Genomic DNA, 25,905 nt, shown 5'->3' with positions numbered 1-25,905 from the left:
GGCCTGTTTCCTTGGCGCGCGGTGGTTGTCGCGGCGGGGGGCGGTGGAGCGGGAAGCAGCGCCTGCGCAAGAGCGCAGTGAAGGTCGGGAGGTGTAATCCGCCGGGGCCTTCTGTTTCGGCTCCTGCTCTGGCATGGATGCCGGATGCAGGAAGTGCTGACCTTTCGTCCGATCGCCCCCGAGGATGCAAGCTGGATCGCGCCCGTGCTGGCGCGCGCGGAGCTGGCGCGCAACACTGCAACGATACCGCACCCCTTGCCCGAGGGGTTTGCCGCACGTTGGATTGCCGAGTGGCAGGCCTTGCGGGCGGCGGGCGATGGGCTGCGCTCGTCGCCTTGCTGGGTGGCGCGGGTGCGGGCTCGGTCGCGCTTCGACGCGCGGGAGATGCCGCGGAGCTATCTTATTGGGTCGCGCCAGCGTTCCGCCGCAGGGGGGTGGCCATGGCGATGGCGCGCGAAGCCCTGAACGAGGCGGGCCGGATGGGGGTGGCACGGGTGACAGCGGGGCATTTTTGCGACAAAGCGGGATCGGCGGCGGTGCTGCTGCGGCTCGGCTTCCGGGCGATGGGGGAGCGGCAGGCTGTATTCAGCGCCAGCCGGGGCGCGGAGGTGGAGGCGCTGCGCTATGCCTTGCCCCTTGATGCGGACACGGGGATTGACGCAGGCCGCGCGCAGGCGTAATTCACCCTCACAAGTGGCGATTTGTTCACCGGATTGCGGGCCACTCTAAACACTTCCGCTAAAGAGGTCAGGCAGGGGAGAGTCCTCGTCGCTTGGCAGCGGTGAGGGCTTTTTTATTGGCGAAGGAGGCCAATCATGTCTGAACGCAAGACACGCACCAAGCTTGTTCATGGCGGCACGCGGCGCTCGCAGTATGGCGAGGTGAGCGAGGCGATTTTTCTTACCCAGGGCTTTGTTTATGACAGCGCGGCGCAGGCCGAGGGGCGGTTTGAGGCGCTGGGCGAGGACGAGTTCATCTATGCCCGCTACGGCAACCCGACGGTGCGGATGTTCGAGGAGCGGATCGCGCTGCTTGAAGGCGCGGAGGATGCCTTTGCAACTGCAAGCGGCATGGCCGCGGTCAACGCGGCGCTGATGGCGCCGTTGAAGGCAGGGGATCATGTGGTGAGTTCCCGCGCACTCTTTGGCTCCTGCGAGTACATCTTGAGCGAAGTGCTGGTGCGGTTTGGCGTGGAGGTCGAATTTGTCGACGGCACCGACCTGGCGGCCTGGAAGGCGGCGATCCGGCCCGACACCAAGCTGGTGTTCTTCGAGGCACTCTCGAACCCGACGCTGGAGGTGATCGACATTCGCGGCGTCAGCGAGCTCGCCCACGCGGTGGGCGCGCTGGTGGTGGTGGACAATGTCTTTGCCACGCCAGTCTTTCAGCGGTCGCTGGAGCTGGGGGCGGATGTGATCGTCTACTCGGCCACAAAGCATATCGACGGGCAGGGGCGTGTGCTGGGCGGCGTGGTGCTGGGCAGCGAAGAGTTCATCCGCAAGACGCTTGAACCCTACCTGAAGCACAGCGGCGGAGCGATGAGCCCGTTCAACGCCTGGGTGCTCTTGAAGGGCCTGGAAACGCTGGATCTGCGCTGCCGGGCGCAGGCGGGCAATGCCGAGACGGTGGCCAAGGCGCTTGTCGGCCATGAGAAGGTGAAGGCCGTGCTTTATCCCGGCCTGCCGGACCATCCGCAGCACAATCTCGCGCTGGCGCAGATGGAGAAGCCGGGCACGGTGGTGTCTTTCGAGATCAAGGGCGGCAAGGAGGCGGCCTTCCGCTTTCTCGACGCGCTGGAGATCGTGGTGATTTCCAACAACCTCGGGGATGCGAAGAGCATCATCACCCATCCGGCGACGACCACGCACCAGCGGCTTTCGGACGAGAAGAAGGCGTTGCTGGGGATCTCCCCGGGGCTGGTTCGGCTGTCTTTGGGCATCGAGGATGGAGAAGACCTTGTGGCGGATGTGATGCAGGCGCTGGAGATGGCCTGAGCGGCCCTTTCACCTGCGTTTCCACATCACCAGAGGAGAGGGCCGATGACCGCCCGCACCCCCGCCCCCGATTTCCGCCACCTGTCCGTCTGGCCCGCCCGTGGGGCGCGCTATGGCGATGGCAGCCTGACCCCCGCTTTTGCCCCGGGGCAGGCCGCTCATGCATTGCAGCCGCCGCAAGAAATGCCCGAAGCTCAGCCCCGACCCACGGACTGAAAAGGGCGCCCGCAGGTGGCTGCGGACGCCCGGGGTTGCCGGCCACGGGAGAGGCCGACGGCATGTGTGGGCTGTCAGAAGAAGCCGAGCTTGTTGGGGTTGTAGCTGACCAGCATGTTTTTGGTCTGCTGGTAGTGGTCCAGCATCATCTTGTGGTTCTCGCGCCCGACGCCCGATTGCTTGTAGCCGCCGAAGGCTGCGTGGGCGGGGTAGGCGTGGTAGTTGTTCACCCAGACGCGGCCCGCCTCGATCTCGCGGCCGAAGCGGTAGGCGCGGGTGCCGTCGCGGGTCCAGACGCCGGCGCCGAGGCCGTACATTGTGTCATTGGCGATGGCGAGGGCCTCTTCTTCGGTCTTGAAGGTCGTCACCGAGACCACCGGGCCGAAGATCTCTTCCTGGAAGACGCGCATCTTGTTGTGGCCTTTCAGGATGGTCGGCTGGACGTAGAAGCCGTTCTTCAACTCGCCGCCCATCTGGGCTGCCGCGCCGCCGGTGAGCACCTCGGCCCCCTCTTCGACACCGATGGTGAGGTAGGAGGTAATCTTCTGCTGCTGTTCGGCGCTGGCCTGGGCGCCGACCATGGTCTCCATCTCGCGCGGGTCGCCCTGCTTGATCGCCTCGACGCGGGCGATGCAGCGCTTGATGAACTCCTCGTAGATATCCTCCTGGATCAGCGCGCGGGACGGGCACGTGCAGACCTCGCCCTGGTTGAAGGCGAAAAGGACGAAGCCCTCCACCGCCTTGTCGAGAAAGGCATCATCCTGCGCCATCACATCGGAGAAGAAGATGTTGGGCGACTTGCCGCCCAGCTCCAGCGTCACCGGGATGAGGTTTTTGGTGGCGGCTTTCATGATGATGCGGCCGGTCTCTGTGGAGCCGGTGAAGGCGATCTTGGCGATGCGCGGGCTTTCGGCCAGCGGGCCACCCACATCGGGGCCCATGCCGTTGACGATGTTGAGCACGCCGTCGGGCAGCAGGTCGGCGATGACCTCCATCAGCACCATGATCGCCGCCGGGGTTTGCTCGGCGGGCTTCATCACGATGCAGTTGCCGGCGGCCAGCGCGGGCGCGAGCTTCCAGGCGGCCATCAGCACCGAGAAGTTCCAGGGGATGATCTGCCCGACCACACCGAGGGGCTCGTGGAAGTGGTAGGCGACGGTGTCGTTGTCGATCTCCGACATGCTGCCTTCCTGCGCCCGCAGCGCCCCTGCGAAGTAGCGGAAGTGATCGACGGCGAGCGGGATGTCGGCGGCCATGGTCTCGCGGATCGGCTTGCCGTTGTCCCAGGTTTCGGCGGTGGCGATGCGCTCGAGGTTCTGCTCGATCCGGTCGGCGATGCGCAGCAGCAGGTTGGAGCGCTCGGTGGCGCTGGTCTTGCCCCAGGCGTCCTTGGCGGCGTGGGCGGCATCAAGCGCCAGCTCGACGTCGGCGGCATCGGAGCGCGCCACCTGGCAGACGACGGCGCCGGTGATCGGCGTGATGTTGTCGAAGTACTTGCCGGAGGCGGGGGCGACCCATTTGCCGCCGATGAAGTTGTCGTACCGGTCCTTGAAGGGCGAGGTGAAGCTGCTCGCCAGTTGAGTCATCTCGTTCATGGATGCTCCTCCCAAATTTGCGCCCGGCCCCGTGCCGGGATGGGCAGAGCCTGCGCTGCCGGGGTGCGGCGGGGGAGGGGGGGTAGGCCGGGCGTAGGTGCGATGTGTCTCAGCGGTGAGACAGGTCAGGCCGCGCTTTCGCTCAGGCCCAGCCGCTTCATCCGGCGATAGAGCGTGGCCCGCCCGATGCCGAGGCTGCGCGCCGCAGCGCTTACGTTGCCGCCCGCGCGGGCCAGCGCCCGGTTGACGGCGGCGCGCTCGGCCTTCTCAAAGCCGGTCGGCCCGTCGGCGCGCCCGAAGATGTCGGAAGCGGGCAGGGGCGTGACGGGCCCCGTGGGGGCGAGACGGAATGCTTTGCGTGCGCCCCGCGTCGCGCCGCGCAGGATGTCGTCGGCATCGACGGCGAGCAGGGTGACAGCATCGGCCTCCTCGTCGCTGGCGGCGGAGATGATCCGGGTGCCGGGGAAAGCGGCGCGGAAGTGCGCGGCCTCGATCTTGCGGGCGGTCTGGGCGACAACGGCGGCGATGAGCTGGTTGAAGCCCTCGGTCTGGTCGGCACGCGCGGAGGAGACATCGAGCGCCCCGATCAGCTCGCCCTGCGCGCCGAAGATCGGCGCATCCATGCAACTCATCGCGGTGTTGCGGGCACGGAAGTGCTGATCGCGGTGGATAATCACCTCGCGCCGCTCGGCGATGCAGGTGCCGATGCCGTTGGTGCCTTCGGAGCCTTCCGACCAGTCATGGCCAGGTGCGAGGCCCCAGTGCTCGAAGGTGGCGGTGTCGCCCTCGGCGGCGCGCAGATCGAGCACCACGCCCTCGGCGTCGGTCAGCAGCACGCCGCAGCCCGAGCCGTCGACGAGGCGGAAGAGCGCATCCATCTGGGGCGCGGCGATGGCGCGCATCCGGCCCGCGCGCTCGTGGCGCTCGCGCAGTGCGCCTTCGGTTATCCGTTGGACGCCTGCGCGCTGGGCCGGGTCCAGCCCGTGGTGGGTGAGCGAGCGCATCCACGAAGCGGCCAGCCGCGAGCGGGCGGCGGCGGCCGGGTGGCTTGCGGTTTTCAGCACGTGGTCGACGTGGCGTGCAACATGGGTCATGCGGGTTCCTCCCCGGGTGCGATGATAGGCGCTTCGGGGCGCAATGGAACCGCCCTTGCCTACGACTTTGGGGCAATGAAGGGCAGGGCGGTGGCTGTCTCATTTGGCGGATGGCAGGTCGTCCGCGGGGCAGGAAAAGCTTGCAAGGCCGCTAGGGTGCCCCATATGCAGGCGATGGCCCGCACCCGCATGAAAGGGGGAAATTGCCATGAATATCCGTGCTGCCACGCTGGATGAGACCACCGAGGAAGAGGCGCGCGCCGCGCTGGCACAGCTCAGGCGCTGGGCGTCGAAGGCGACCCCTGAGGAGGTTGCGGCGCTCGATCCGGCGATTTCGCGGCTGTTGCCCGATGCGCCGCTGCCGAATTACCCCGCGCTGGCCCGTGCCTACCCCGAAGAGTTCAAGGCGGATGAGGCCTACAAGGCCGGGTTGCCGGACCTGCAGAACGGGCCATCGAGCCTGATCCGGGGCGCGCGGCAGCATATCGAGCATGTCGGGATTTCGAATTTCCGCCTGCCGATCCGCTTTCACACCCGCGACGGCGGGGGGATCACGCTGGAAACCTCCGTCACCGGCACGGTGAGCCTTGAGGCGGAGAAGAAGGGCATCAACATGAGCCGCATCATGCGGACCTTCTATGCCCAGGCGGAGAAGGAATTTTCGCTCGATGTGATCGAGGAGACGCTGGAGGCCTACAAGGGCGATCTGGAGAGTTTCGATGCCCGGATCCAGATGCGGTTTTCCTTTCCGATGAAGGTTGGGAGCCTGCGCAGCGGGCTGGAGGGCTACCAGTATTACGACATCGCCATGGAGGTGGTGGACGCGGGCGGGCGGCGCAAGAAGCTGATGCATCTGGATTATGTTTACAGCTCGACCTGCCCCTGTTCGCTGGAGCTGTCTGAGCACGCGCGGCGGGCGCGGGGGCAGCTGGCGACGCCCCATTCGCAGCGCTCGGTGGCGCGGGTCTCGGTGGAGTGCCTGCCGGGGCAGCGGCTCTGGTTCGAGGATCTGGTGGAGCTGTGCCGCGAGGCGGTGCCGACCGAGACCCAAGTGATGGTGAAGCGCGAGGACGAGCAGGCCTTTGCCGAGCTGAACGCGGCCAACCCGATCTTCGTGGAGGATGCCGCGCGGTCGTTCTGCGAGGCGTTGCAGGCCGAGCCGCGGGTGGGGGATTTCAGGATCGTGGCGAGCCATCAGGAATCGCTCCATTCCCACGACGCGGTGGCGGTGCTGACCGAAGGCGAGACCTTTGCAGCGCAGAGCCTCGATCCGAAGCTCTTCACGACGCTCGTGCACGGCGGGTAGCGGCTGCGAAGAGGCGCCGCGCCGTGAGGCAAGGCACCGATGAGCAGCGCCCGGGGCGGTGGGCAGATTGCCCACCCTACCGCGATACGCGTCACCTGCCCGTCTCGGGTGCGGAGCGTCGGGACAAGTCCCGACCTACAGCGGTTTCGACATGCGGGCGAGGTGGTGGGTTACGCCACCGGCGGTGTAGCTGCCGGTGTGGCCTGTCGCGGTGAAGCCTTCGCGCTCCCAGAAGGCACGGCCACGCGGATTGGCCTTCAGCACGGCGAGGGAGAGCGCGGGGCTACGGGTGGCGCGCGCGCGGGCCTCGACCTCTGCAAGGAAGGCGCGGCCATGGCCTGCGCCGCGCGCCCAGGGGCCGAGCAGCATGAGGCCGAGGAAGGCATCGCCTGGCTCGGGGAAGCCGAAGGAGAGTTCGGCGAGGCCGGAGAGCCGGTCCTCGAGAAAGAGGCCGAGGTGATGGGTGGCGGCAGGGTCGCAGCCGGGCGGGACGTCGGTGAAGAATTCGCGGGCTTTGGCGGGGCCGGGGGCCTCTCCGTCGGCCATGAGGAAGTAATCGGGTGCTGCCTCGTAGAAGGCGATGATTGCGGCGAGGTCATGCTCCGGGGTGAGCGCGCGAATGCTTCGGGCCGTCATTCGGCGGGCTGTCCAAGCCGGGTGAGGCCCTCGCGCGGGGCTTCGTTGGTGGGGAGCCGGACATGGGTGGCGAGGCCGAGCGCCTCCAGCGTGCGGATGAACCAGAAGCCCGGATCGAGCTGGCCGCGTTCCACCCCGAGGCGGGCGGAATGGGGGAAGGCGTGGTGGTTGCCGTGCCAGTTTTCTCCGAATGTGACCAGCGACCAGCCCGGCAGGTTGTAGCCCTGCACCGGCAGGCCCGCGATACGCCAGCCCTGATGGCCCGAACGGTGACAGTAGTGGCCGACCATCCAGTGCATCGTCAGCGACACCCAGACCCGCAGGCAGATGCCCCAGAGCACCCAGCCCCAGCCGCCGAGCGCCCAGAGAGCAAGGGCGAGGGGCAGTTGCTGAGCCATCCAGGTGGCTTCGGTGAAGCGGTAGACCGGGTCGCGGGCCACTTCGGGCTCGATCTCAAGCCGGGGCGGTTGCGTCAGGCGGTAGCTGCACATCAGTTGCCAGTAGGCATCTTTGAAAAACCCTGCACCGTGCGAGGGGTGCGGCGGGCAGCGCTCTTGGCGCTGGTGCCAGTCGCGCATGTCATGGGCGCGGATCATACCCATGGGGCCGGCCATGCCGACGAGGGTGCCGAGCCAGACCAGCAGACGCTCCAGCCAGAGCGGTGTGGTGAAGGCGCGGTGGATGAGCAGGCGGTGCATGCCGACGGAGTGGCCGGCGCAGATGGTGAGGCCGGTGAGGAGGATAAAGACGGCGAGGCCGCTCCAGCTTGGGAAGACCAGGACTGCGGTGAGGCCGCCGAGCCCATGCCCGGCCCACCAGGCCGCCTTGAGCGGCTCGAAGGTGATGCGCCCGGCCATGGCATCGCAGCCCGGCCCCGCTTTCACCCGCTCTGAATCGACCAGTTCCATCACACACGCCTCACCCGAGTTCCCTATAGGAACACCAAGTGTCGCATTGTGGCAATCCGTTGAATCGGCGGCGGTTATTCTGCGGCCAGAACGCCGTGTGCCTGCGTGGAGGAGTTGACGGGGAACATCCCCTTGATAGGGCATCGGTGCAACACGAGACCTTAACGCGCAGGACCATATAGCCATGAGCCGCTACACCCTTACCGTCACCTGCCCCTCCACGCGGGGCATCGTTGCCGCCATCTCCGGCTTTCTGGCCGAGAAGGGCTGCAACATCACAGACTCGGCGCAGTTTGACGACCCGGGAACCGGGAATTTCTTCATGCGGACCAGCTTCAACTCCGAGGAGGGCGCGCCGCTGGAGGCGCTGCGCGAGGCCTTCGGCGCGGTGGCGGAGCCCTTCTCGATGGGGTGGGCGATCCACGACGACGCGCAGAAGATGAAGGTGATCATCATGGTCTCGCGCTTTGGCCATTGCCTGAACGACCTGCTCTATCGCTGGCGCATCGGGGCGCTGCCGGTGGAGATCGTGGCGGTAATTTCGAACCATCTCGACTACCAGAAGGTGGTGGTGAACCACGATATCCCGTTTCACCACATCCGGGTGACGAAGGAGAACAAGCCGCAGGCCGAGCAGCGGATCATGGATGTGGTCGAGGAAACCGGGGCGGAGCTGATCGTGCTGGCGCGTTACATGCAGGTGCTGTCTGACGCGATGTGCCAGAAGATGGCGGGGCGGATCATCAACATCCACCACTCCTTCCTGCCGAGCTTCAAAGGAGCGAACCCCTACAAGCAGGCCTTCGAGCGCGGTGTGAAGCTGATTGGCGCGACGGCGCATTTTGTGACCGCCGATCTGGATGAGGGGCCGATCATTGAGCAGGACACTGTGCGGGTGACCCATGCGCAGAATGGCGACGACTACGTGAGCCTTGGCCGGGACGTGGAGGCGCAGGTGTTTGCCCGCGCGATCCACGCCTTCATCCATCACCGGGTGCTGTTGAACGGCAACAAGACGGTTGTGTTCCCGGCTTCGCCCGGCGGCTTCCGCTCGGAGCGGATGGGCTGACGGAAAGGGCAGGAGCGAGGGGCCAGCCCCTCGCGCTCCCCGGAGATACTTGCAGCAAGAAAATGGTGCGGCGCCGGTCGGGTTTCGGGCGGCGGCGTTAACCTTGATTTGGGGTTAATGCGGGGCGGGGGGGCTTGTGGTAGGCGTCCGGTCTTTGGAGCTGTTGACTCCTTGCTGGGCGGGCCGTGCAGCAAGACCGCCTGGAGCCTGCTCATCGCGCGGGAACTGCGGGTTCAGGTGAGGTTCGACTCTGAAGGGGCGTTTCACCACGTGACGGTCACGGGCCGCACCGCGGGCCCCTGAGGCTCGCTGTTGCTTGACACTTCCCGCGCCCCAAGCCAACCGTTCGTCCATGTTGGACGTTCGCCCGGTCGGTTATGTCATCGGCCTTCTCACAGCCATTCTCGGGGCCATGATGCTGGTGCCCATGATGGTCGATCTCTATGAGGGCAACAGCCAGTGGCCGGTGTTCCTTGAGAGCGGGATCATCACCATGCTCTCGGGCGGGCTCATTGCGCTGGCCTGTGCCAACGGGGTGACCGAGGGGCTGACGCTGCGGCAGACCTTCTTGCTCACCACGCTCGTTTGGGTGGCGCTGCCGCTCTTCGGGGCTGTGCCATTTATCCTTGGCGAGACCGATGCGCGGGTGGTGGATGCCTTCTTCGAGGCGATGTCGGGGCTGACGACCACCGGCTCCACCGTGCTCACCGGGCTGGACGATCTGCCCAAGGGCATTCTGCTCTGGCGGGGCATTCTGCAATGGCTGGGAGGCATCGGGATCATCGTTGTGGCCATGGTGTTCCTGCCGGAACTGAAGGTGGGGGGGATGCAGATTTTCCGCTCGGAGGCCTTCGAGACGATGGGGAAGATCCTGCCGCGCGCCACCCAGATCGCGGCGCAGATCTCGGTGATCTACATTGCCATCACGCTCGCCTGCCTCGTCACCTACCTCTTTCTGGGCATGAGCGGGTTCGATGCGGTGGTGCATGCGCTCACCACCGTCAGCACTGGGGGATTCTCGAACTACGATGCCAGCTTTGGCACCTTTCAGGGCGCGCCGGAATACGCGGCCTCGATCTTCATGATCCTCGCCGCGCTGCCCTTTGTGCGCTACGTGCAGCTGGTGAACGGCAATGCCACCCCGCTCTGGCGCGACAGCCAGGTGAGGGTGTTTCTGAGCATCATCGCGGTGCTGGTGCTGGTCACCACGCTGATCCTGACGTCGATCTTTCCGCATCACTGGGAGCAGGCGATGCGGGAGGGGCTGTTCAACATCACCTCGATCATGTCGGGCACCGGCTATGCCTCGGTGGATTACATGCAGTGGGGCGGGTTCCTGGTGATCATGTTCTTCTTCATCGGGTTGATCGGAGGCTGCGCGGGCTCGACAGCCTGCTCGGTGAAGATTTTCCGCTACCAGCTTCTGTTTGCCTCGATCCGCAGCCAGATCCGGACCATCCATTCGCCCTCGGGTATCTTCACCCCGCGTTATGACGGGCGCCCGGTGGGGCAGGATGTGCTGAGCTCGGTGATGAGCTTCTTCGTGCTCTTCACCGTGTCGCTTGGGGCGCTGGCGGTGCTGCTGAGTTTTACCGGGCTGGATTTTACCACTTCCGTTTCCGGCGCGGCGACGGCGATTGCCAACATCGGCCCGGGGCTGGGGGATATCATCGGGCCGGCGGGCAACTTCAGCACGCTGAACGACACCGCCAAGTGGCTACTGGCGGCAGGCATGCTGGTGGGGCGGCTGGAGGTGCTGGCCGTTTATGCGCTGTTCACTGTCAACTTCTGGCGCGCATAGCGCACCGGCAACTGCTGGCGGGCATAACGCGCGGGACGGGGCCGGGAAGGTGGGCAGATTGCCCACCCTACGGGAGCCCTACACCGCGCGTGGGGATCACTCCCAACAGCTGACCAGAACCGTCATACCTTCGGCCAGGGAGGTGAGATCCTCGGGGGCGAGTGCGGAGCTGGCCTCCGACGGCGTGGCATCGAGCCCGGCGGCGGAGAGGAAGCCCGCGATCGAGGGCACGTCGCGTGCGAATTGCACGTTGTCAGGCAACTGGCGGCTGCCGTCCTGCTGGCGGGCAAGCAACATGCCGAGCACCGCGCCGGACTGGTCGAGCACCGGGCCGCCCGCATCGCCGGGCAGGGTGGAAAGCTCCAGCCGCTGCACGCCGTTTTCGCCGCCCAGCCCGCGCAGGTCGGCGAGGGTGCCGAAGGTGACGGTGGGCAGGCCAAGCACCTCTTCGTAGCTGTAGCCCGCCACGGCGACCTCGGACTTGAGGCGCGGCGTGGACGGGGCGAAGCGGGCGTGAGCCTGAGGCGCCAGCGGCTGGCGGGGCGTCAGCAGGGCGAGGCCTAGGGTGTCGTCGCGGGCGGCGATTTCGGCCTCATAGCTTTCATCCAGGGTGACGCGGCCACATTGGCCGAGCACTTCGGTGGTGGTCAGCACCGCGCCGGAGCCATCGACGTAGAAGCCGGAACGCGACAGCTCGGGGCTGCGGATTTCGAGCCCCGCCAGAAGATCCACCCGCTGTTCTTCACCGCTGTTTCCGGCGCTGTCGGGAAGGATCGATGCAGTCGGCGTGAAGCTCTCGCGCATTTCCTTGACCACGGCGTTCATTATCTTGGCGTCTTCCGGCTTCCACACGAGGGTGAATCCCTTGACCGCGCCACCGTCGAGGCGGGCGTAGGTGTAGCTGTGCAACTCGTCGTTCTGGCCGGTCAGCACGAAGCTGCGCTCGGAGCGGCTGCGCTCGCCTTCCTGGGGAACGATGGTGAGCGTCTGCATGATGTCGTAGAGGCCGAACAGCGTGGTCTGGTCGCCGGTCTGCGAGATCAGCAGGAGGCGGACGCCCCGGTCGTTGGTGCTGTCGTAATGCACGAAGGGTGGCTCGATATGGTCGAAGGCCACGAGGCCGAGGGGGGCCGTCATCTCGATGCCCGCACGGTTGTCGGCCAGGGGGGCCATGCCGAGAGCGGCAAATTCGGCGCGGTAGCCCTCGACCAGCTCGCGGCGCTGGGCGGTGGTGAGCACGCCGGTGGGCTCGTAGCCCTTGGCAGCCTGGTAATCGGCCATGGAGCGGCGGGTGCCGGGGCCGAAGGCCGCGTCGATAGCACCGAGGTAGAAGCCCTCCCATTGCAGGGCCTCCTGAAGCTCGGCGCGTTCGTCCCGGCTGAGTGCGCGCTCGGAGCGGCGGGCCTCGGCGGGGGTTTCATCGGGGATCACCGGCTCGGGCTCTGGTGTGGCCTCGACAACCGCTTCGGCTGCGGACTCCAGATCAGTTGCGGGCTCGTTGCTGGCCTCGGGCTGGGCCGTGGGCGCCGGATCGTTCAGGGTGTTGGCACCCACGGGCCAGAACTGCTGGCGGAACTGGTTGGGGAAGGCGATGAAGCTGTCGGCCGGGATCAGCCGCTCGCGGCGCAGCGCGGCAAGCTCGCGGTCGGCCTGTTGCTGGGTATAGGGCCCGAGCGCGATGGCATACCAGCCCGAGCGCATCCGGAAGCCTGCAGTGTTGGGGAAGGCCGCCGAATAGGCCCGCGCCCGCGCTTCGGCCTCGGCCAGCGTGGGCTGGGCCTCGATCTGCACCCAGACGGTGCTTTGCGCGGTGGCCGCGCTGCCCGCGGCGAGTGCGAAGAGCAGCCAGATCGCCGCAAAAATACGCTTGGTGAAAATCGTCATACTCTGTCTCGTGTCCCATTCCCTGATGGGCCTGAAATGCGGGCCCCGCGCGATTTCGGGCAATCTACCAGTGCTGACGGGCGTTGCACCCCAAATATGCGTGTGTTCAGGCCCCGGGCGTGCGGCGTCGCAGACGGGCCACAGGCAAACGGTTTGACCGTCTCGCGCCCCGGCTCTATTGAGGCGCTGCACGCCGAAACCCCGAGGATACCGCGCCCCATGGCCGAGCATCAGAGCATCGACAAACCCCGCTCCTTTCAGGAGATCATCCTGCGGCTTCAGGCCTATTGGGGCGGCAAGGGCTGCGCGGTACTGCAACCCTACGACATGGAGGTGGGCGCGGGCACCTTCCATCCGGCGACCACCCTGCGGGCGCTGGGCAGCAAGCCCTGGGCGGCGGCCTACGTGCAGCCCTCGCGGCGGCCGACGGATGGACGCTACGGCGACAACCCCAACCGGTTGCAGCATTATTACCAGTACCAGGTGCTGATCAAACCGAGCCCGCCGGACTTGCAGGATTTGTATCTCGGCTCGCTCGCGGCGATAGGGATCGACGCGCAGGTGCATGACATTCGCTTTGTCGAGGATGACTGGGAGAGCCCAACGCTTGGCGCCTGGGGCCTTGGCTGGGAGGTGTGGTGCGACGGGATGGAGGTGAGCCAGTTCACCTATTTCCAGCAGGTTGGCGGGCATGACTGCCACCCCGTGAGCGGCGAGCTGACCTACGGGCTGGAGCGGCTGGCGATGTATGTGCTGGGCGTCGATCACGTGATGGACATGCCCTACAACGACCCGCAGACGCCGATTGCCCTGAGCTACGGCGACGTGTTTCGCCAGACCGAGGGCGAATATTCGCGTTGGAACTTCGACCTGGCGGATACCGACACGCTGCTGCAGCACTTCAAGGACGCCGAGGCGGAGTGCGAGCGCATCCTTGCCGCTCCGTCGGAAGACCCGAAGACCGGCCGCCGCATCGTCATGGCCCACCCGGCCTATGACCAGTGCATCAAGGCCAGCCACCTCTTCAACCTGCTCGACGCGCGCGGCGTGATCTCCGTCACCGAGCGGCAGGCCTACATTGGCCGGGTCCGGGCGCTGGCCAAGCAATGCGCCGATGCCTTCGTGCAGACCGAGGCCGGGGGCTGGGTGCCGGAAGCGCCCGAACCGGAAAACGCATGAACGGCAAACTCGTCGGAGGGGTGATCGTGGGGGCTGCGGCTGTTGCCGGTTTGGCAATCTATTACCTGCAGGTTTACGGCTTTTACGAGCGGGTGGAGCTGCGGGACGACATGGTGCCGGTAGAGCTGACCTCGATTGCGAGCGGGGCGCCCGAGGAGATCATCGCTGACGAGTTCGAGGCGATTGACGCCAGCTCCAGCCCGATCCGCTACCGGGCCTGCTTCACCACCCCGATGAGCCAGGCGATGCTGAGCGAAACCTATGAGCCTTACGAGGAGGCGGTGCCACTGACCGGGCCGGGGTGGTTTGACTGCTACGACGCTGAAGATGTCGGCGTTGCGCTGCAAGAGGGCCGGGCGATGGCCTTCACCGGGGTGGAGAACATCTATTACGGGATCGACCGCGTGGTGGCGATCATGGATGACGGTCGCGGCTTTGTCTGGCACCAGATCAACCACTGCGGCGAAGAGGTGTTTGACGGCAAGCCGGTGCCGCCCGGCTGCCCCGACCCCGAAGGATTTGTTGCGGCACGGTCGCAGGAAGGCGAGTGAGATGGCTGATCTTCTGATCGAACTCTTCAGCGAGGAAATCCCCGCACGGATGCAGCGCAAGGCCGCCGAGGACTTGCAGAAGCTGGTGACCGACGGGCTGGTGGAGGCCGGGCTGACCTACGCCGGCGCACGGGCGTTTTCCACGCCGCGCCGTCTGGCGCTGGCTGTGGATGGCCTGCCCAGCCACACACCCAAAATCAAAGAAGATCGCAAAGGGCCTCCGCTGGAAGCGCCGGAGAAGGCAATTTTTGGCTTCTTTCGTGGTTTGGGCTGGGAGGCTCCCAACTCTTGGTACGCAGAGAAGCTAGCTTCTCTGCGCGATGGAGACGGCGTTTATGGCGAACATATGCTTGTTCGCACCAAAGAGCTGAAAGGCAAACAGGTACTGTTCGCTACGTTCGAGTATCCAGAGCGGCCAGCTGCTGATGTTGTTGCTACAGTGCTGGAGAATGCCGTTCGCAATTTCCCCTGGCCGAAGTCGATGCGCTGGGGGGCGGGCAGCCTGCGCTGGGTGCGGCCGCTGCATTCGATCCTTTGCATCTTGAGCGACGAGAGCGGTGCGCAGGTGGTGCCGCTGGAGATTGACGGGATCAAGGCGGGGGATGTCACGCGGGGCCACCGCTTTCTGTCGTCGGGTGCGATTTCTGTTTCGAATTTCGAGGATTACGAGGCGAAGCTGAAGCGCGCGCGGGTGGTGCTGGATGCTGGGGCGCGGGCCGAGACCATCGCCCATGACGCGGCGCAGCTCGCCTTTGCCAAGGGGCTGGAGCTGGTCGAGGACAAGGGGCTTCTGGCCGAAGTGTCTGGCCTCGTGGAGTGGCCGGTGGTGCTGATGGGCGAGATCGAAGAGCAGTTTCGCGGGTTGCCGCCGGAGGTGCTGCAGACCTCGATGAAAGAGCACCAGAAGTTCTTCTCGGTGAAGAACGCGCAGGGGCAGATCGTGAGCTTTGTCACCGTGGCGAACATGGAGACGAAGGACAACGGCGCGACTATTCTGGCCGGGAACCAGAAAGTGCTGGCGGCGCGGCTTTCGGATGCGAAGTTCTTCTGGGAGAACGACCTGCGGGTGGCGAAAGACGAGGGGCTGGAGGCCTGGACCGCGCGGCTTGAGAACGTGACCTTTCACAACAAGCTCGGGTCGGTAGCCGACAAGGTGGCGCGGGTTGCCGCGCTGGCCGAGAGCCTTGCGCCGATGGTGGGCGCCGATCCGGCGCTGGCGGTGCAGGCGGCGAAGGTGGCGAAGGCCGATCTGTCGTCCGAGATGGTCGGAGAATTTCCGGAACTTCAGGGGCTTATGGGGCGCTATTACAGTGATGCTTCAGGTCTGCCCGCCGAGGTGGCGGCGGCCTGCGAAGAGCATTACTCGCCGCTCGGGCCGTCGGATGATGTGCCGACCGCGCCGGTCTCGGTGGCCGTCGCACTGGCCGACAAGCTGGACACGCTGACGGGGTTCTGGGCGATTGACGAGAAGCCGACGGGGTCGAAAGACCCGTTTGCGCTGCGCCGTGCGGCGCTGGGGGTGATCCGGCTGGTGCTGGCGAATGGGCTGCGGTTGCATCTGGATCGTCTGATCGACGCGCAGCTTCTGCGCCACGAGATCGCACCGGATGACAGAAAGGCTGTCGCCCTGCGAGACGCGCTGCTTGATGAAATTGCGCAGCACGGGGTGTTCGGCGGGGCCGTGCGCGCCGTGGTGGACCAGATCGAGGGCGACGCACCGGAGTGGATTGAGCGCGTAACGGCGCAGAGGCCCGATACCTCGGACGACCTGCTGTCCTTCCTCCACGACCGCCTCAAGGTGCACCTGCGCGGAGAGGGCATTCGGCATGACGTGATCGACGCCTGCCTCGCCATGCCGGGCAAGGACGACCTCACGCTGCTGGTGAAACGGGCGGAGGCGGTGCAGGCCTTCTTGGGCACGGAGGATGGTGAGAACCTCGTGCAGGGGTTCAAGCGGGCAAACAATATTCTCAGCCAGGCCGAAGCGGCGGATGGGGTGGAATATTCCTTTGGGCCGGAGGCGAAGCTGGCGGAGGGGCCGGAGGAGAAGGCGCTGTTCGCGGCGCTGGATGCGGCTGAGCCGGCGATTGCCAGCGCGGTGGAGGCCGAGGATTTTGCCGCCGCGATGGCCCGCATGGCGGCGCTGCGGGCGCCAATCGACGGGTTTTTCGATGCGGTGCAGGTGAATGCGGAGAACGACGTGTTGCGCCGGAACCGGCTGAATCTGCTGCATCGTATCCGCCAGACCTGCTCCACGGTGGCGGATTTGTCGCGGCTGGAAGGCTAAGCCCTTGAGCGGGTTGGTGTTAGCGTTAACTCAATTTTAACGTCGCCCTTGCCCGACTCGCCAATCGGGTTATTCTGCGCCACAGAAAGGATCGCTGCGTTGCAGAAATCGGCCCAGATTGCAGGATTCACCGAGATTAACGCCGAGGCGACACTAAGCGCCTCGACGCATGGTGGCCGTGCGAAGTGCCTGCAACGGCTGATCCGGCTGGGCCTTCCGGTGCCGCAGACAGTGGCGCTTTCGTTTGGCGCGGTGAAGGGGCTTGCCGCTGGGCAGGGGTTTGACGTGTCGCGGCTTCTGGCGACTTTCGGCGCGCGCTCGCTGCTCTGTGTGCGCCCCTCCAGCCAGGATCCGGACTGGGGCGGGCCGGGGGCCATTCTGAACATCGGGATGAACGACCGCCGCCACCTTGAGCTCAGTCAGACCCATGGCGAGGATGCGGCCTCGATCCTCTACCTGCGTTTCATCCAGAGCTACGCGGTGCATGTGGCCCGGCTCGATGCCGATGCCTTCTCCTTCACCGACAATGATCCGACCGAGCGGCTGAAGCAGGCGCTCACGATCTACGAGGATGAAGCCGACGAGCCGTTTCCGCAGGAGGCGGATGTGCAGCTTCTGGAGGTTCTGCGCTCGATGGCGCGGGCCTGGGAGGGCACGACGGCGCGGCTGCTCAGGCAGGCGCGGGGCGCGCCGCCCGATGCCGGGTTGGGCCTCGTGGTGCAGGAGATGGCGCTGGGCGTCGGGCCGGGCGAGAGCGGCTCGGGCGTGCTGCGCTGTGTCGACCAGGTCACCGGGCAGCGCCGGGTTTCGGGCCGCTACCTGCGCCAGAGCTTCTTGCGGGATGCGCTGGAGGCCAATGGCGAGGCGCTCTATCTGCTGGAAGACCCGCGCGGCCCCTCGCTGGAGGGCGAGCAGCCGGAGATCTTCGACCGGCTGACTGAGATGGCCGAGATGTGCCGCGCGCGGCTGCGCGAGGAAATGGAGATCGAATTCACGCTCGAACGGGGTAAGCTGCGGGTGCTCGACGCGGTGCGCGTTAGCCGCAGCCCGCGCGCGGCCTTGCAGATTGCGGTAGCGCTGGCGGAAGAGTCGATCATCAGCCGGGAAGAGGCGGTGCTGCGGGTTGAGCCGCGCGCCCTGCCGGAACTGCTCCACCCGCAGGTGGACCCGAAGGCCAAGCGCGACGTGATCCTGCGCGGCATCGCGGCCAGTCCGGGCGGGGCGATTGGCAAGCTGGTTTTCTCGGCGCAGGCGGCGCAGGCCCATGCGGCGCAGGGCGAGCCCTGCATCCTCGTGCGGCGCGAGACGACGCCGGAGGACATTCGCGGCATGCATGTCGCCAACGGCATCCTGACCGAGCGCGGCGGGATGACGAGCCATGCCGCCGTGATCGCCCGGGGCCTCGGGCTGCCCTGCATCGTGGGCGCCAGTGACATGCGCCTTTCCACCTCCAAGAAGACCCTGCGAACCAAGGATGGCCGCAGCTTTCGCGAGGGCGACACGGTGACCATCGACGGCAGTAGCGGCGAGATGTTGCTGGGCGAGGTCGAAATGCTGGAGCCCGCGCTGGATGACAGCTTTCAGTCGCTGCTGTCCTGGGCCGACGAGCTGCGCGACATCGGCATCCGGGCCAACGCCGACACCCCCGCCGACGCGCAGACTGCGCGGATGTTCAAGGCCGAGGGCATCGGGCTGTGCCGGACCGAGCACATGTTCTTCGAAGAGGGGCGCATGATGGTCATGCGCGAGATGATCTTCGCTGACAGCACCGAAGACCGCCGCGCCGCGCTGGAGCAGTTGCTGCCGATGCAGCGCGAGGACTTCACCCAGCTTTTCGGCATCATGGTGGGCCAGCCGGTGTGCATCCGGCTATTCGATCCGCCGCTGCACGAGTTCCTCCCCTCCGACAGGGAGGGGATGCGGGGGCTGGCCGAGGCCCTGGGCCTGCCGCTCAGCGACGTGGCGCACCGGGTGGAGGCGCTGGCCGAGTTCAACCCGATGCTGGGCCTGCGCGGCGTTCGGCTGGGTGTGACGGTGCCCGAGATCTACGACATGCAGGCCCGAGCGATTTTCGAGGCGACGGTGGCGGTGGGCCGCAAGGGCGACCACGTGGTGCCCGAGATCATGCTGCCGCTGGTCAGCGCCCGGCGCGAGGTGGAGCTGCTGAAAACCCGGATCGACGGCGTGGCGGCGGCGGTGCGCAACGAGACCGGCGCCAGCTTCGATTACCGGCTGGGGGTGATGGTGGAAACCCCGCGCGCGGCACTCCGTGCGGGCGATATCGCCGGGCACGCGACTTTCCTCAGCTTCGGCACCAACGACCTGACGCAGATGACCTACGGCCTCAGCCGTGACGATGCGGGCAAGTTCATGGGAGCCTATGTGCAGCAGCAGGTTTTTCCGGAAGACCCGTTCCATACCCTCGATCAGGAGGGCGTGGGCGAGCTGCTGATGCTGGGGGCCGAGCGGGCCCGGGCGGCGCGCCCGGGGGTGACGCTTTCGGTCTGTGGCGAACATGGCGGCGACCCTGACACGATTGCCTTCTGCCGAGAGGCGGGGTTTGACTACGTGTCGTGCTCGCCCTTCCGTGTGCCGGTTGCGCGGCTTGCCGCCGCTCACCTTGCGATTCGCGACCGGGCAGGCGACGCGCCCGGCGAGCTTCGTTAAGACTTTCAACAACTTTTGCGGGCATTTCTGCGGATATTCGAAGAGAATGTGGGCTGAACTGCGCCGATTGCGCGCATGTCGGGGCCCGGGGGTAGACATATGCGCGTGTCATCCGTTAAGCGCGCCCTCGGCTTGGCACGAGCCTGGGACGTGCTGCGAATTAGAGTAGACGATGCTTAACCTGCGCCGGAAACCGTCCGCGCTGGTCGCCCTGCTTTTGGGCCTGACCACCGCCTTTGCCCCCGCAACCGCCGAAACGGTGATGTCGACCTCGACAGTGCCGACGGAGGTGATTGACGCCACTCAGCCCACCGACCCCCAACTGGACCGGCGCCTCGATGCGCTGCTGGGACAGGAGCGCAAGGCGTTTCAGGCGGTGAGCGGCAAGCGGATCAAGCGGTTGGCGACCACGCCGCGCAGCAGCCTCGGCACCCCCGGCTCGATCAAGGTGAGCTACGGTCGCGGCTGGATCGACAGCCAGCCGAGCCGCAAGGGCGGGGCCGAATGGGCCTGCCTTGCCGAGGCACTCTACTTCGAGGCGCGCGGCGAGACGGTGAAGGGCCAGTTTGCCGTGGCCGAGGTGATCCTGAACCGCGTCAACTCGGGGCTCTACCCCTCGACTGTCTGCGGTGTGATCCACCAGGGCACCGGGCGCAAATACCAGTGCCAGTTCACCTACACCTGCGATGGTTACTCCGACGCGATCCGTGAGCCTGCGGCCTATGAACGGGTTGGCAAGATCGCCTGGCTGATGCTGAACGGCGCCCCGCGGCAGCTGACCGCCGGCGCCACGCATTATCACACCAATGCCGTGCGCCCGTCCTGGGCCCGGAAGTTTCCGCGCACCGCCCGTATCGGCGTGCACAGCTTCTACCGTCACCCCAGCTCGTAAGCCCTGCCGGCATGGCCGCGCTGCAACGCGGCCCTGTCGCATTCCATTTCACTGATATGTGAGTGGCGAACCATTCCGCGACATGGCAGTTGAGGTTCAACCGCGTGTTCATGACAGAGGCATGTATCCGATGATTTCCAGACGACGCCTTCTTGCCGGCACCGCCGCGCTGGCCGCCGTGCCCGCCGTGAGCTGGGCCGAGCAGATCGACCCGACCGCCATCCGCAGCCAGGAGAAGGTGCGTCGCAACGCGTCGAGCTTTCAGGCGCAGGACTGGCGCGACCACTTCAGCGACCTCGGCAAGGCCACGATCGTCTGCGACACGATCAGCCGGGCGCTGCACTTCTGGTCGGGCGACGGCTCGGTTTACAAGGTTTACCCAACCTCCGTGCCGCTGACCGATGAGTTGAAGCGCACCGGGTACACTGAAGTGGTGCGCAAGAAGGTCGGCCCTGACTGGACGCCGACGGCCTCGATGATGGAGCGCGACCCGAGCCTGCATTACATGCCGCCGGGCCCCGACAACCCGCTGGGCACCCATGCGATGTATCTCAGCTGGCCCGCCTACCTGATCCACGGCACCCATGACACCCGCAAGATCGGGCGTCGCTCGTCTTCGGGCTGCATTGGCACCTACAACGAGCTGATCGCGGAGCTCTTTGAGCTCACCCCGATCGGCACGCAGGTGCGTGTGATCTGATAAAGCCGCGCGGCCATTGAACTTGGTCGCAGGTCATGGAAAGAGGCGAGGCATGGATGAAACCGGCCTCGCCTTTTCGCATCATGCCCCCCGCGATGTGATCGCCCTTCGCGAACTCTACCGCGACGTTGAGATCGGCGCCTTTGCCGACGAGCGCGGCGTGGTGCAGAAGCTGTGCTTCGAGGTGCATGCCGAGGTGGTGGGCGAGCCTGCGGGCGACGATGTCGACAAGGTGGTGAGCTACGACACGCTTATCGGCGCGGTCGATGCCTCGCTGGCAGAGGGCCGGGTGGACCTGCTGGAAACCCTGGTCGACCGGATCGCGGCGCGCGTCTTCTCGGAGCCGCGCGTCAGCCGCATGGCGGTGCGGATCGACAAGCTGGAGCGGGGCGAATTCGTGCTGGGCGTCGAGGCGCTGCGGGTGCGCGGTGAGGTGGAGCCGGTCGCGCTGCCCGCCGCCGTGCCCGAGGTTTGCCTGATGGTGCTGGGCTCCGCCGTGCCGCCCGCCGATGGCCCGGTGCTCTACGTGGTGACGCCGGGCTACGTTCCACGCGCGCGCGGAGACGAGGCGCGGGCGCGGGTGATGCTGCTGGCGATGGAGCAGGCGGCCTGGATCGCCGCCGAGAGCGTGGAAGGCGCCCGGGTGGTGGCAAGCCGCACCGAGATCGGCTTTTGCGCGGCGCAGGGCATTCCGGCCTTCTGGGCGCCGTCGAAGCTGGTGCTCGCCGCCGTGGAGCCGCCGGAAGCGCGCCCCGAGGCGCTGGCGGCGTGGATCGCGGCAGAGCTGGCGCCATGAGATACATCCGCCCGCTCGTGCAGACAGATCCGGCCCGCCCCGAAGGCGCGTTGACGCTGGCCGGGGGCTGGTGCTGGTTTGACCGGGTTGAGCTGCTGACGCGCGATGCGCCGCCTGCGATCATGCCCGCCGCGTCGCTGACGGCGGAGGAGCTGGCCCCGCTCACAGCGCCGCGTGCGGCGCTGGCGGGCCTCTCCATGGATGCGCCCCGCGTGATGGCCATTCTCAACCTCACCCCGGACAGCTTCTCTGATGGCGGGCTCCACGCGGGCCGCGAGCTTGAGAACGCGCTGGCGCTCGCCGAGGTGGGCGACATGCTCGACATCGGCGGCGAAAGCACCCGCCCCGGGGCCGAAGAAGTGGCCGTTCGGGATGAGATCGCCCGGGTGGTGCCGGTGATGGAGCGGCTGCGCGCGGCAGGCTGCACCGCGCCAATCTCGCTCGACACCCGCAAGGCGGAGGTGGCCCGCGCAGGGCTGGCCGCCGGGGCCGACATGGTAAACGACGTCTCGGCCATGCTGTTCGACCCGGAGATCGCGCAGGTGACGGCTCAGGCGGGCGTGCCGATTTGCCTGATGCACGCGCAGGGCAGCCCCGAGACGATGCAGGACGATCCGCGCTACACCGATGTTCTGCTCGATGTCTATGACCACCTCGCCGCCCGCATTGTCGCGGCGGAGGCTGCGGGCATCGACCGGGCCCGCATCGTGGTGGACCCGGGGATCGGCTTTGGCAAGACGATGGATCACAACCTGGCCCTGCTCGGACGCCTCTCGCTGTTTCATGCGCTGGGCTGCCCGATGTTGCTGGGTGTCTCGCGCAAGGGCTTCATCGGCAAGCTCGCGGGCGAAGATGTGGCGGCGGAGCGCATGCCCGGCTCCCTCGCGCTGGCCGTGCTTGCTGCAGGGCAGGGGGTGCAGCTATTACGGGTGCATGATGCGCGGGAAACGCGGCAGGGCCTGAGGCTCGCCGCCGCGCAATGGGGCATGTGAGGGGGCTGCTATGGGCAGGACGCTGTTTGGAACCGACGGGGTGCGGGGCAGGGCCAACGCCGCCCCGATGACCGCCGAAATGGCGCTGAAGCTGGGTGCGGCGGCGGGCCGCTACTTTCGCCGGGACGGGGCCAGCGGGCACCGGGTGGTGATCGGCAAGGACACCCGGCTTTCGGGCTACATGTTCGAGAATGCGCTGACGGCGGGGCTGACGAGCACAGGCATGAACGTGCTGCTGCTCGGCCCGGTACCGACACCGGCGGTGGGCTACCTGACCAGCTCGATGCGCGCCGATCTGGGCATCATGATTTCGGCCTCCCACAACCCGGCGCATGACAACGGGATCAAGTTTTTCGGGCCAGACGGCTTCAAGCTCTCGGACGAGGCCGAGGAGGAGATCGAGGCGCTTGTGGCCTCCGGTGTGGAGCCTGCGGCAGCGGAGAACATCGGGCGCGCCAAGCGGATCGACGATGGCCGCTTTCGCTACGTGGAGCGGGCCAAGGCGAGCTTTCCGGTGGGGGCCTCGCTCTCGGGGCTGAAGGTGGTGGTCGATTGCGCCAATGGCGCGGCCTACAAGACTGCGCCCGAAGTGCTCTGGGAGCTGGGCGCCGAGGTGGTGCCGCTGGGCGTTTCTCCCAACGGCTACAACATCAATGAAAACTGCGGCTCGACCGCGCCGCAAGCCGCCGCCGAGGCGGTGGTGGCCCATGGCGCAGATGTGGGCATCTGCCTCGATGGTGATGCCGACCGGGTGATGATCATCGATGAGAATGGCAAGATTGCGGATGGCGACCAGGTGATGGCGCTGCTGGCGGCCCGCTGGGGTGACCTCGGCATCCTCAAGGGCGGCGCGCTGGTGGCCACTGTGATGAGCAACCTCGGGCTCGAGCGCTTTCTGGAAGGGCGGGGCCTGCGGCTGGAGCGCACGGGCGTGGGCGACCGCTACGTGGTGGAGCGGATGCGCGCGGGCGGGTTCAACCTGGGTGGCGAGCAGTCGGGGCATATCGTGATGACGGATTATGCCACCACCGGCGACGGGCTGCTGGCGGGCATCCAGTTTCTGGCCGCGATGGTGGGCACGGGCCGCAAGGCGAGCGAGCTGGCCCGCAGCTTTGAGCCGGTGCCGCAGCTGTTGAAGAACGTGCGCTACGAGGCGGGGGCCGATCCGTTGGGCGCGGCCTCGGTGAAGGCACGGCTGGAAGCGGCGGAGGCCGAGCTGGCCGGGCAGGGGCGGCTGCTGATCCGCAAGAGCGGCACCGAGCCGCTGATCCGGGTGATGGCCGAATGCGAGGACGAGGCGCTTTTGGAGCGCGTCGTGGACAGCATCGTGGCCGAGGTGGAGGCTGCCGGAGCGCCTGCTGCCTGATTTCCGGGCGCCCGGTTCAGAAATTGCTCAGTTTCGAGGGATATGCTGCGGGCGGTCATGCGGCCGGCGCGGCAGGCTATGCTGCACCGCAGAAAAGGCGCAGGCTTGTCTCATGGGAGGACCATTCGAGCAGCCCGCAAGGAGCCTTCCCATGTGCATGACGACCGAAGCCCTCTACCTGTTTTTGAGCCTGATGCCCGCCCACCTGATGGACCTCTCGGAGGACCGGGTGGTGTTGCGGGCCGAGACCCGCGAGGCGCATTGGGTCTACAACGGCGAGCGGTGGTGCACGATGGCGCCGCAGATCGACGCCAACGTGCGGCTCGATCCGGCGACGTGACGGGTTGGGCCTGCCGGTGAGGGCAGGCCCGCGCCATCAGCCACGCAGCTTGTGGTGCAGGATGATCGGCACCACGAGATCCTCCTCATCCGTCAGGTGACGGGCGAGAAAGGCCTCTGCCGCCACGGCCTCATCATGGAAGCCGCGGGCCTCTTCGGCCATCTGCGGCGGGTCCAGATGGGCCAGCTGGATGATGCGGTTGCCCTTGCGGGTAAACCGCTCCAGCAGGGCATCCATCTCGATGTGGTCGCTTTCCAGCATCTCCAGCCCTGCCTCGAAGCGGTCATCCGCCGCGTTCAGCTCGGGAAAGAACCGCCGGTCCTCCCAGGCGTGGTGGCCGTGGAGGTTGCGCACCAGCCGGTCGCCGTAGCGGGCGAGGGAGCGGGTGAAGGCGGCATCGTCCATCTCCTTGTCGAGATAGTCCTCGGTATCTTCCCGCGTGACTCGGGCGAGGTCGCGGAACATCTGGTGAGCCCCCATCCAGCTCTGGACGGAGGCGGCGAAGTTCGGGTGCCCCGGCCAGGTTTCGCGCGGGGTGGCCCGAAGGAGGGTCTGCATCTCAGTCGGCAGGCCCCCTCTTGTGCTCACATGAAGGTTGGTCATGCGGGGCAGATGGGCGTGATGTTATGTTATATCAATGCGCGATACGGCCCGGAGACGTGTGCGCTGTCGCTCACTGGCGGCGAAATAGCCGGGTGAGCGCGCCCAATTGGCTGAGGAGCACGCCTGCGAGGATCAGTGCCATGCCGAGAAAGAGCGAGGCGGGCAGCTGCTCGGACAGGATGAGCCAGCCGAAGAGGATGGAGCAGAGCGGCACGAGGTAGTTGGTGAGGCTCATGAATACCGGGCCGGCGGAGCGGATCACGAGGATGCGCAGCAGGTTGGCCCCGGCGGTGGGGACGAGGCCGAGCAGGGCGAGCAGCAGCAGGCCCTGGGGGCCCGGGTTGGCGGGCGCGCCATGGGTGATGGCGGCGACCGGGATCACGAAGAGCGCGCCAATGCCGACGGTGGCGAAGGTGAGGCCGATGGGGTCGATCGGCGGCAGGCGGCGCATCATCACCGAGGAGACGGCATAGCAGCAGGCTGCGCCGAGGCAGGCCGCCCGGCCCCAGCTTTCATTCGCTGCGCCTGTCGCCGAGAGCGCTTCGGGCCCGATGAGTGCGGCGACGCCAGCAAAGCCAAGCAGGAACCCGGCCGTGCGGCGCAGGGTCATCCGCTCGCCGGGCAGGAACAGGTGCGCCAGTGGCAGAATGAAGAGCGTGACGCTGGCCATGGAGACCCCGGCGAAGGCCGAGGGCACAAACTGCTGCCCCCAGCTCAGGCACATGAAGGGAATGGCGGAGGAGAGCAGGGCCACGAGGGTGAGGCGGGGCCAGTCGGTTTGCGTGGTGGTAAACATGCGCCCGCCGCGCAGGCGCCAGACCAGAAAGGTCAGCAGCGCGGCGAAGCTGACGCGCGCCGCTGCCACCCAGAAAGGGGCGGTGGTTTGCAGTGCGAGACTCTGGACCATGAAGGTGCCGCCCCAGACCACGCCGAGCGTGGCGATCATCGCCCAGCTTCTGGCCGTGATTTCAGGGGGTTGCACGTTCATTTGTATCTCCGGGAACAGACAACCCCGGCGCGGTGGCCGGG

Annotated in this window: 23 protein-coding genes and 1 riboswitch; of the genes, 16 read left to right on the top strand and 7 right to left on the bottom strand. The window is 66.7% G+C overall.

The annotated features are described in order from the left end of the window. Positions 1-137: 137 nt before the first annotated feature. The 3 genes from DYI42_RS12725 (at position 138) to DYI42_RS12715 (ending at position 2,210) form a co-directional block, all read left to right on the top strand. On the top strand, positions 138-680 hold the full coding sequence (locus tag DYI42_RS12725; RefSeq protein WP_244867892.1) for a GNAT family N-acetyltransferase: 543 nt from the start codon (positions 138-140) through the stop codon (positions 678-680). Positions 681-683: 3 nt separating this feature from the next. Then, positions 684-763, top strand: a riboswitch (SAM riboswitch). A gap of 52 nt (positions 764-815) precedes the next feature. Continuing rightward, positions 816-1,994 (top strand): O-succinylhomoserine sulfhydrylase, encoded by a 1,179-nt coding sequence (gene metZ / locus DYI42_RS12720; RefSeq protein WP_213546316.1) that lies wholly within the window; start codon positions 816-818, stop codon positions 1,992-1,994. A 45-nt stretch (positions 1,995-2,039) separates the two neighbouring features. Beyond that, on the top strand, positions 2,040-2,210 hold the full coding sequence (locus DYI42_RS12715) for a hypothetical protein (RefSeq protein WP_213546314.1): 171 nt from the start codon (positions 2,040-2,042) through the stop codon (positions 2,208-2,210). Positions 2,211-2,284: 74 nt separating this feature from the next. On the opposite strand, the gene adh is transcribed toward DYI42_RS12715, so the two are convergent. Next, entirely contained in the window at positions 2,285-3,805 is a 1,521-nt protein-coding gene (gene adh / locus DYI42_RS12710; RefSeq protein ID WP_213546313.1) for an aldehyde dehydrogenase, read from the bottom strand. 125 nt (positions 3,806-3,930) lie between these two features. Then, positions 3,931-4,899, bottom strand: a complete 969-nt coding sequence (locus tag DYI42_RS12705) for a GAF domain-containing protein (protein ID WP_213546312.1) — start codon at positions 4,897-4,899, stop codon at positions 3,931-3,933. A 208-nt stretch (positions 4,900-5,107) separates the two neighbouring features. Here DYI42_RS12705 and folE2 point away from each other — a divergent pair, with 208 nt between their 5' ends. After that, positions 5,108-6,205: a GTP cyclohydrolase FolE2 gene (gene folE2, locus DYI42_RS12700; protein WP_213546311.1), complete on the top strand. Its 1,098-nt coding sequence runs from the start codon at positions 5,108-5,110 to the stop codon at positions 6,203-6,205. Positions 6,206-6,340: 135 nt separating this feature from the next. Here folE2 and DYI42_RS12695 read toward each other — a convergent pair whose 3' ends face one another. Both DYI42_RS12695 and DYI42_RS12690 read right to left on the bottom strand, forming a co-directional pair. Then, positions 6,341-6,841: a GNAT family N-acetyltransferase gene (locus DYI42_RS12695; protein ID WP_213546310.1), complete on the bottom strand. Its 501-nt coding sequence runs from the start codon at positions 6,839-6,841 to the stop codon at positions 6,341-6,343. Beyond that, positions 6,838-7,749, bottom strand: coding sequence for an acyl-CoA desaturase (locus DYI42_RS12690; protein WP_213546309.1), 912 nt, complete (start codon positions 7,747-7,749; stop codon positions 6,838-6,840). Before DYI42_RS12690 ends, DYI42_RS12695 begins: the two co-directional genes overlap by 4 nt. Before the next feature lie 184 nt (positions 7,750-7,933). Between DYI42_RS12690 and purU the strand changes: the two genes are divergently transcribed. Both purU and DYI42_RS12680 read left to right on the top strand, forming a co-directional pair. After that, positions 7,934-8,818, top strand: coding sequence for a formyltetrahydrofolate deformylase (gene purU, locus DYI42_RS12685; protein WP_213546308.1), 885 nt, complete (start codon positions 7,934-7,936; stop codon positions 8,816-8,818). Positions 8,819-9,170: 352 nt separating this feature from the next. Further along, complete coding sequence (locus DYI42_RS12680) at positions 9,171-10,619, top strand: TrkH family potassium uptake protein (protein ID WP_213546307.1); 1,449 nt, start codon at positions 9,171-9,173, stop codon at positions 10,617-10,619. A gap of 96 nt (positions 10,620-10,715) precedes the next feature. On the opposite strand, the gene DYI42_RS12675 is transcribed toward DYI42_RS12680, so the two are convergent. Then, on the bottom strand, positions 10,716-12,503 hold the full coding sequence (locus DYI42_RS12675) for a serine protease (RefSeq protein ID WP_213546306.1): 1,788 nt from the start codon (positions 12,501-12,503) through the stop codon (positions 10,716-10,718). A gap of 219 nt (positions 12,504-12,722) precedes the next feature. On the opposite strand from DYI42_RS12675, the gene DYI42_RS12670 reads away from it, so the two are divergent. From DYI42_RS12670 to DYI42_RS12625, 10 genes are all read left to right on the top strand, one after another. Further along, entirely contained in the window at positions 12,723-13,682 is a 960-nt protein-coding gene (locus DYI42_RS12670) for a glycine--tRNA ligase subunit alpha (protein WP_213546305.1), read from the top strand. After that, positions 13,679-14,233, top strand: a complete 555-nt coding sequence (locus DYI42_RS12665; protein WP_213546304.1) for a DUF6446 family protein — start codon at positions 13,679-13,681, stop codon at positions 14,231-14,233. The genes DYI42_RS12670 and DYI42_RS12665 overlap by 4 nt, the downstream gene beginning before the upstream one ends. 1 nt (position 14,234) lies before the next feature. After that, entirely contained in the window at positions 14,235-16,520 is a 2,286-nt protein-coding gene (glyS, locus tag DYI42_RS12660; RefSeq protein WP_213546303.1) for a glycine--tRNA ligase subunit beta, read from the top strand. Between the two features lie 99 nt (positions 16,521-16,619). Next, positions 16,620-19,187, top strand: coding sequence for a putative PEP-binding protein (locus tag DYI42_RS12655; protein WP_213546302.1), 2,568 nt, complete (start codon positions 16,620-16,622; stop codon positions 19,185-19,187). Positions 19,188-19,449: 262 nt separating this feature from the next. Beyond that, positions 19,450-20,079 (top strand): cell wall hydrolase, encoded by a 630-nt coding sequence (locus tag DYI42_RS12650; protein WP_213546326.1) that lies wholly within the window; start codon positions 19,450-19,452, stop codon positions 20,077-20,079. A gap of 130 nt (positions 20,080-20,209) precedes the next feature. After that, positions 20,210-20,779: a L,D-transpeptidase gene (locus tag DYI42_RS12645; protein WP_440870640.1), complete on the top strand. Its 570-nt coding sequence runs from the start codon at positions 20,210-20,212 to the stop codon at positions 20,777-20,779. A 52-nt stretch (positions 20,780-20,831) separates the two neighbouring features. Then, positions 20,832-21,575 carry a dihydroneopterin aldolase gene (locus DYI42_RS12640; protein ID WP_213546301.1) on the top strand — a complete coding sequence of 248 codons (744 nt, stop codon included), beginning with the start codon at positions 20,832-20,834 and terminating at the stop codon, positions 21,573-21,575. Beyond that, positions 21,572-22,567 (top strand): dihydropteroate synthase, encoded by a 996-nt coding sequence (gene folP / locus DYI42_RS12635; protein WP_213546300.1) that lies wholly within the window; start codon positions 21,572-21,574, stop codon positions 22,565-22,567. The genes DYI42_RS12640 and folP overlap by 4 nt, the downstream gene beginning before the upstream one ends. A gap of 10 nt (positions 22,568-22,577) precedes the next feature. After that, a complete protein-coding gene (glmM, locus tag DYI42_RS12630) occupies positions 22,578-23,933 on the top strand; it encodes a phosphoglucosamine mutase (RefSeq protein ID WP_213546299.1) in 1,356 nt (451 codons plus the stop codon). A 157-nt stretch (positions 23,934-24,090) separates the two neighbouring features. Beyond that, positions 24,091-24,273, top strand: a complete 183-nt coding sequence (locus DYI42_RS12625; protein WP_244867889.1) for a hypothetical protein — start codon at positions 24,091-24,093, stop codon at positions 24,271-24,273. 36 nt (positions 24,274-24,309) lie between these two features. On the opposite strand, the gene DYI42_RS12620 is transcribed toward DYI42_RS12625, so the two are convergent. Together DYI42_RS12620 and DYI42_RS12615 are read right to left on the bottom strand one after the other, a co-directional pair. Continuing rightward, a complete protein-coding gene (locus tag DYI42_RS12620; RefSeq protein WP_213546297.1) occupies positions 24,310-24,831 on the bottom strand; it encodes a hemerythrin domain-containing protein in 522 nt (173 codons plus the stop codon). A gap of 115 nt (positions 24,832-24,946) precedes the next feature. Continuing rightward, the gene (locus DYI42_RS12615) at positions 24,947-25,864 is read right to left on the bottom strand and encodes a DMT family transporter (RefSeq protein WP_244867888.1); all 918 of its coding nucleotides are present in this window, start codon (positions 25,862-25,864) and stop codon (positions 24,947-24,949) included. Positions 25,865-25,905 lie beyond the last annotated feature (41 nt).

Source organism: Vannielia litorea, from assembly GCF_018424695.1.
Taxonomy (GTDB): domain Bacteria; phylum Pseudomonadota; class Alphaproteobacteria; order Rhodobacterales; family Rhodobacteraceae; genus Vannielia; species Vannielia litorea_A.
Note: the sequence above shows the minus strand (reverse complement) of the source record. Positions and strands in the feature narration are given on the sequence as shown.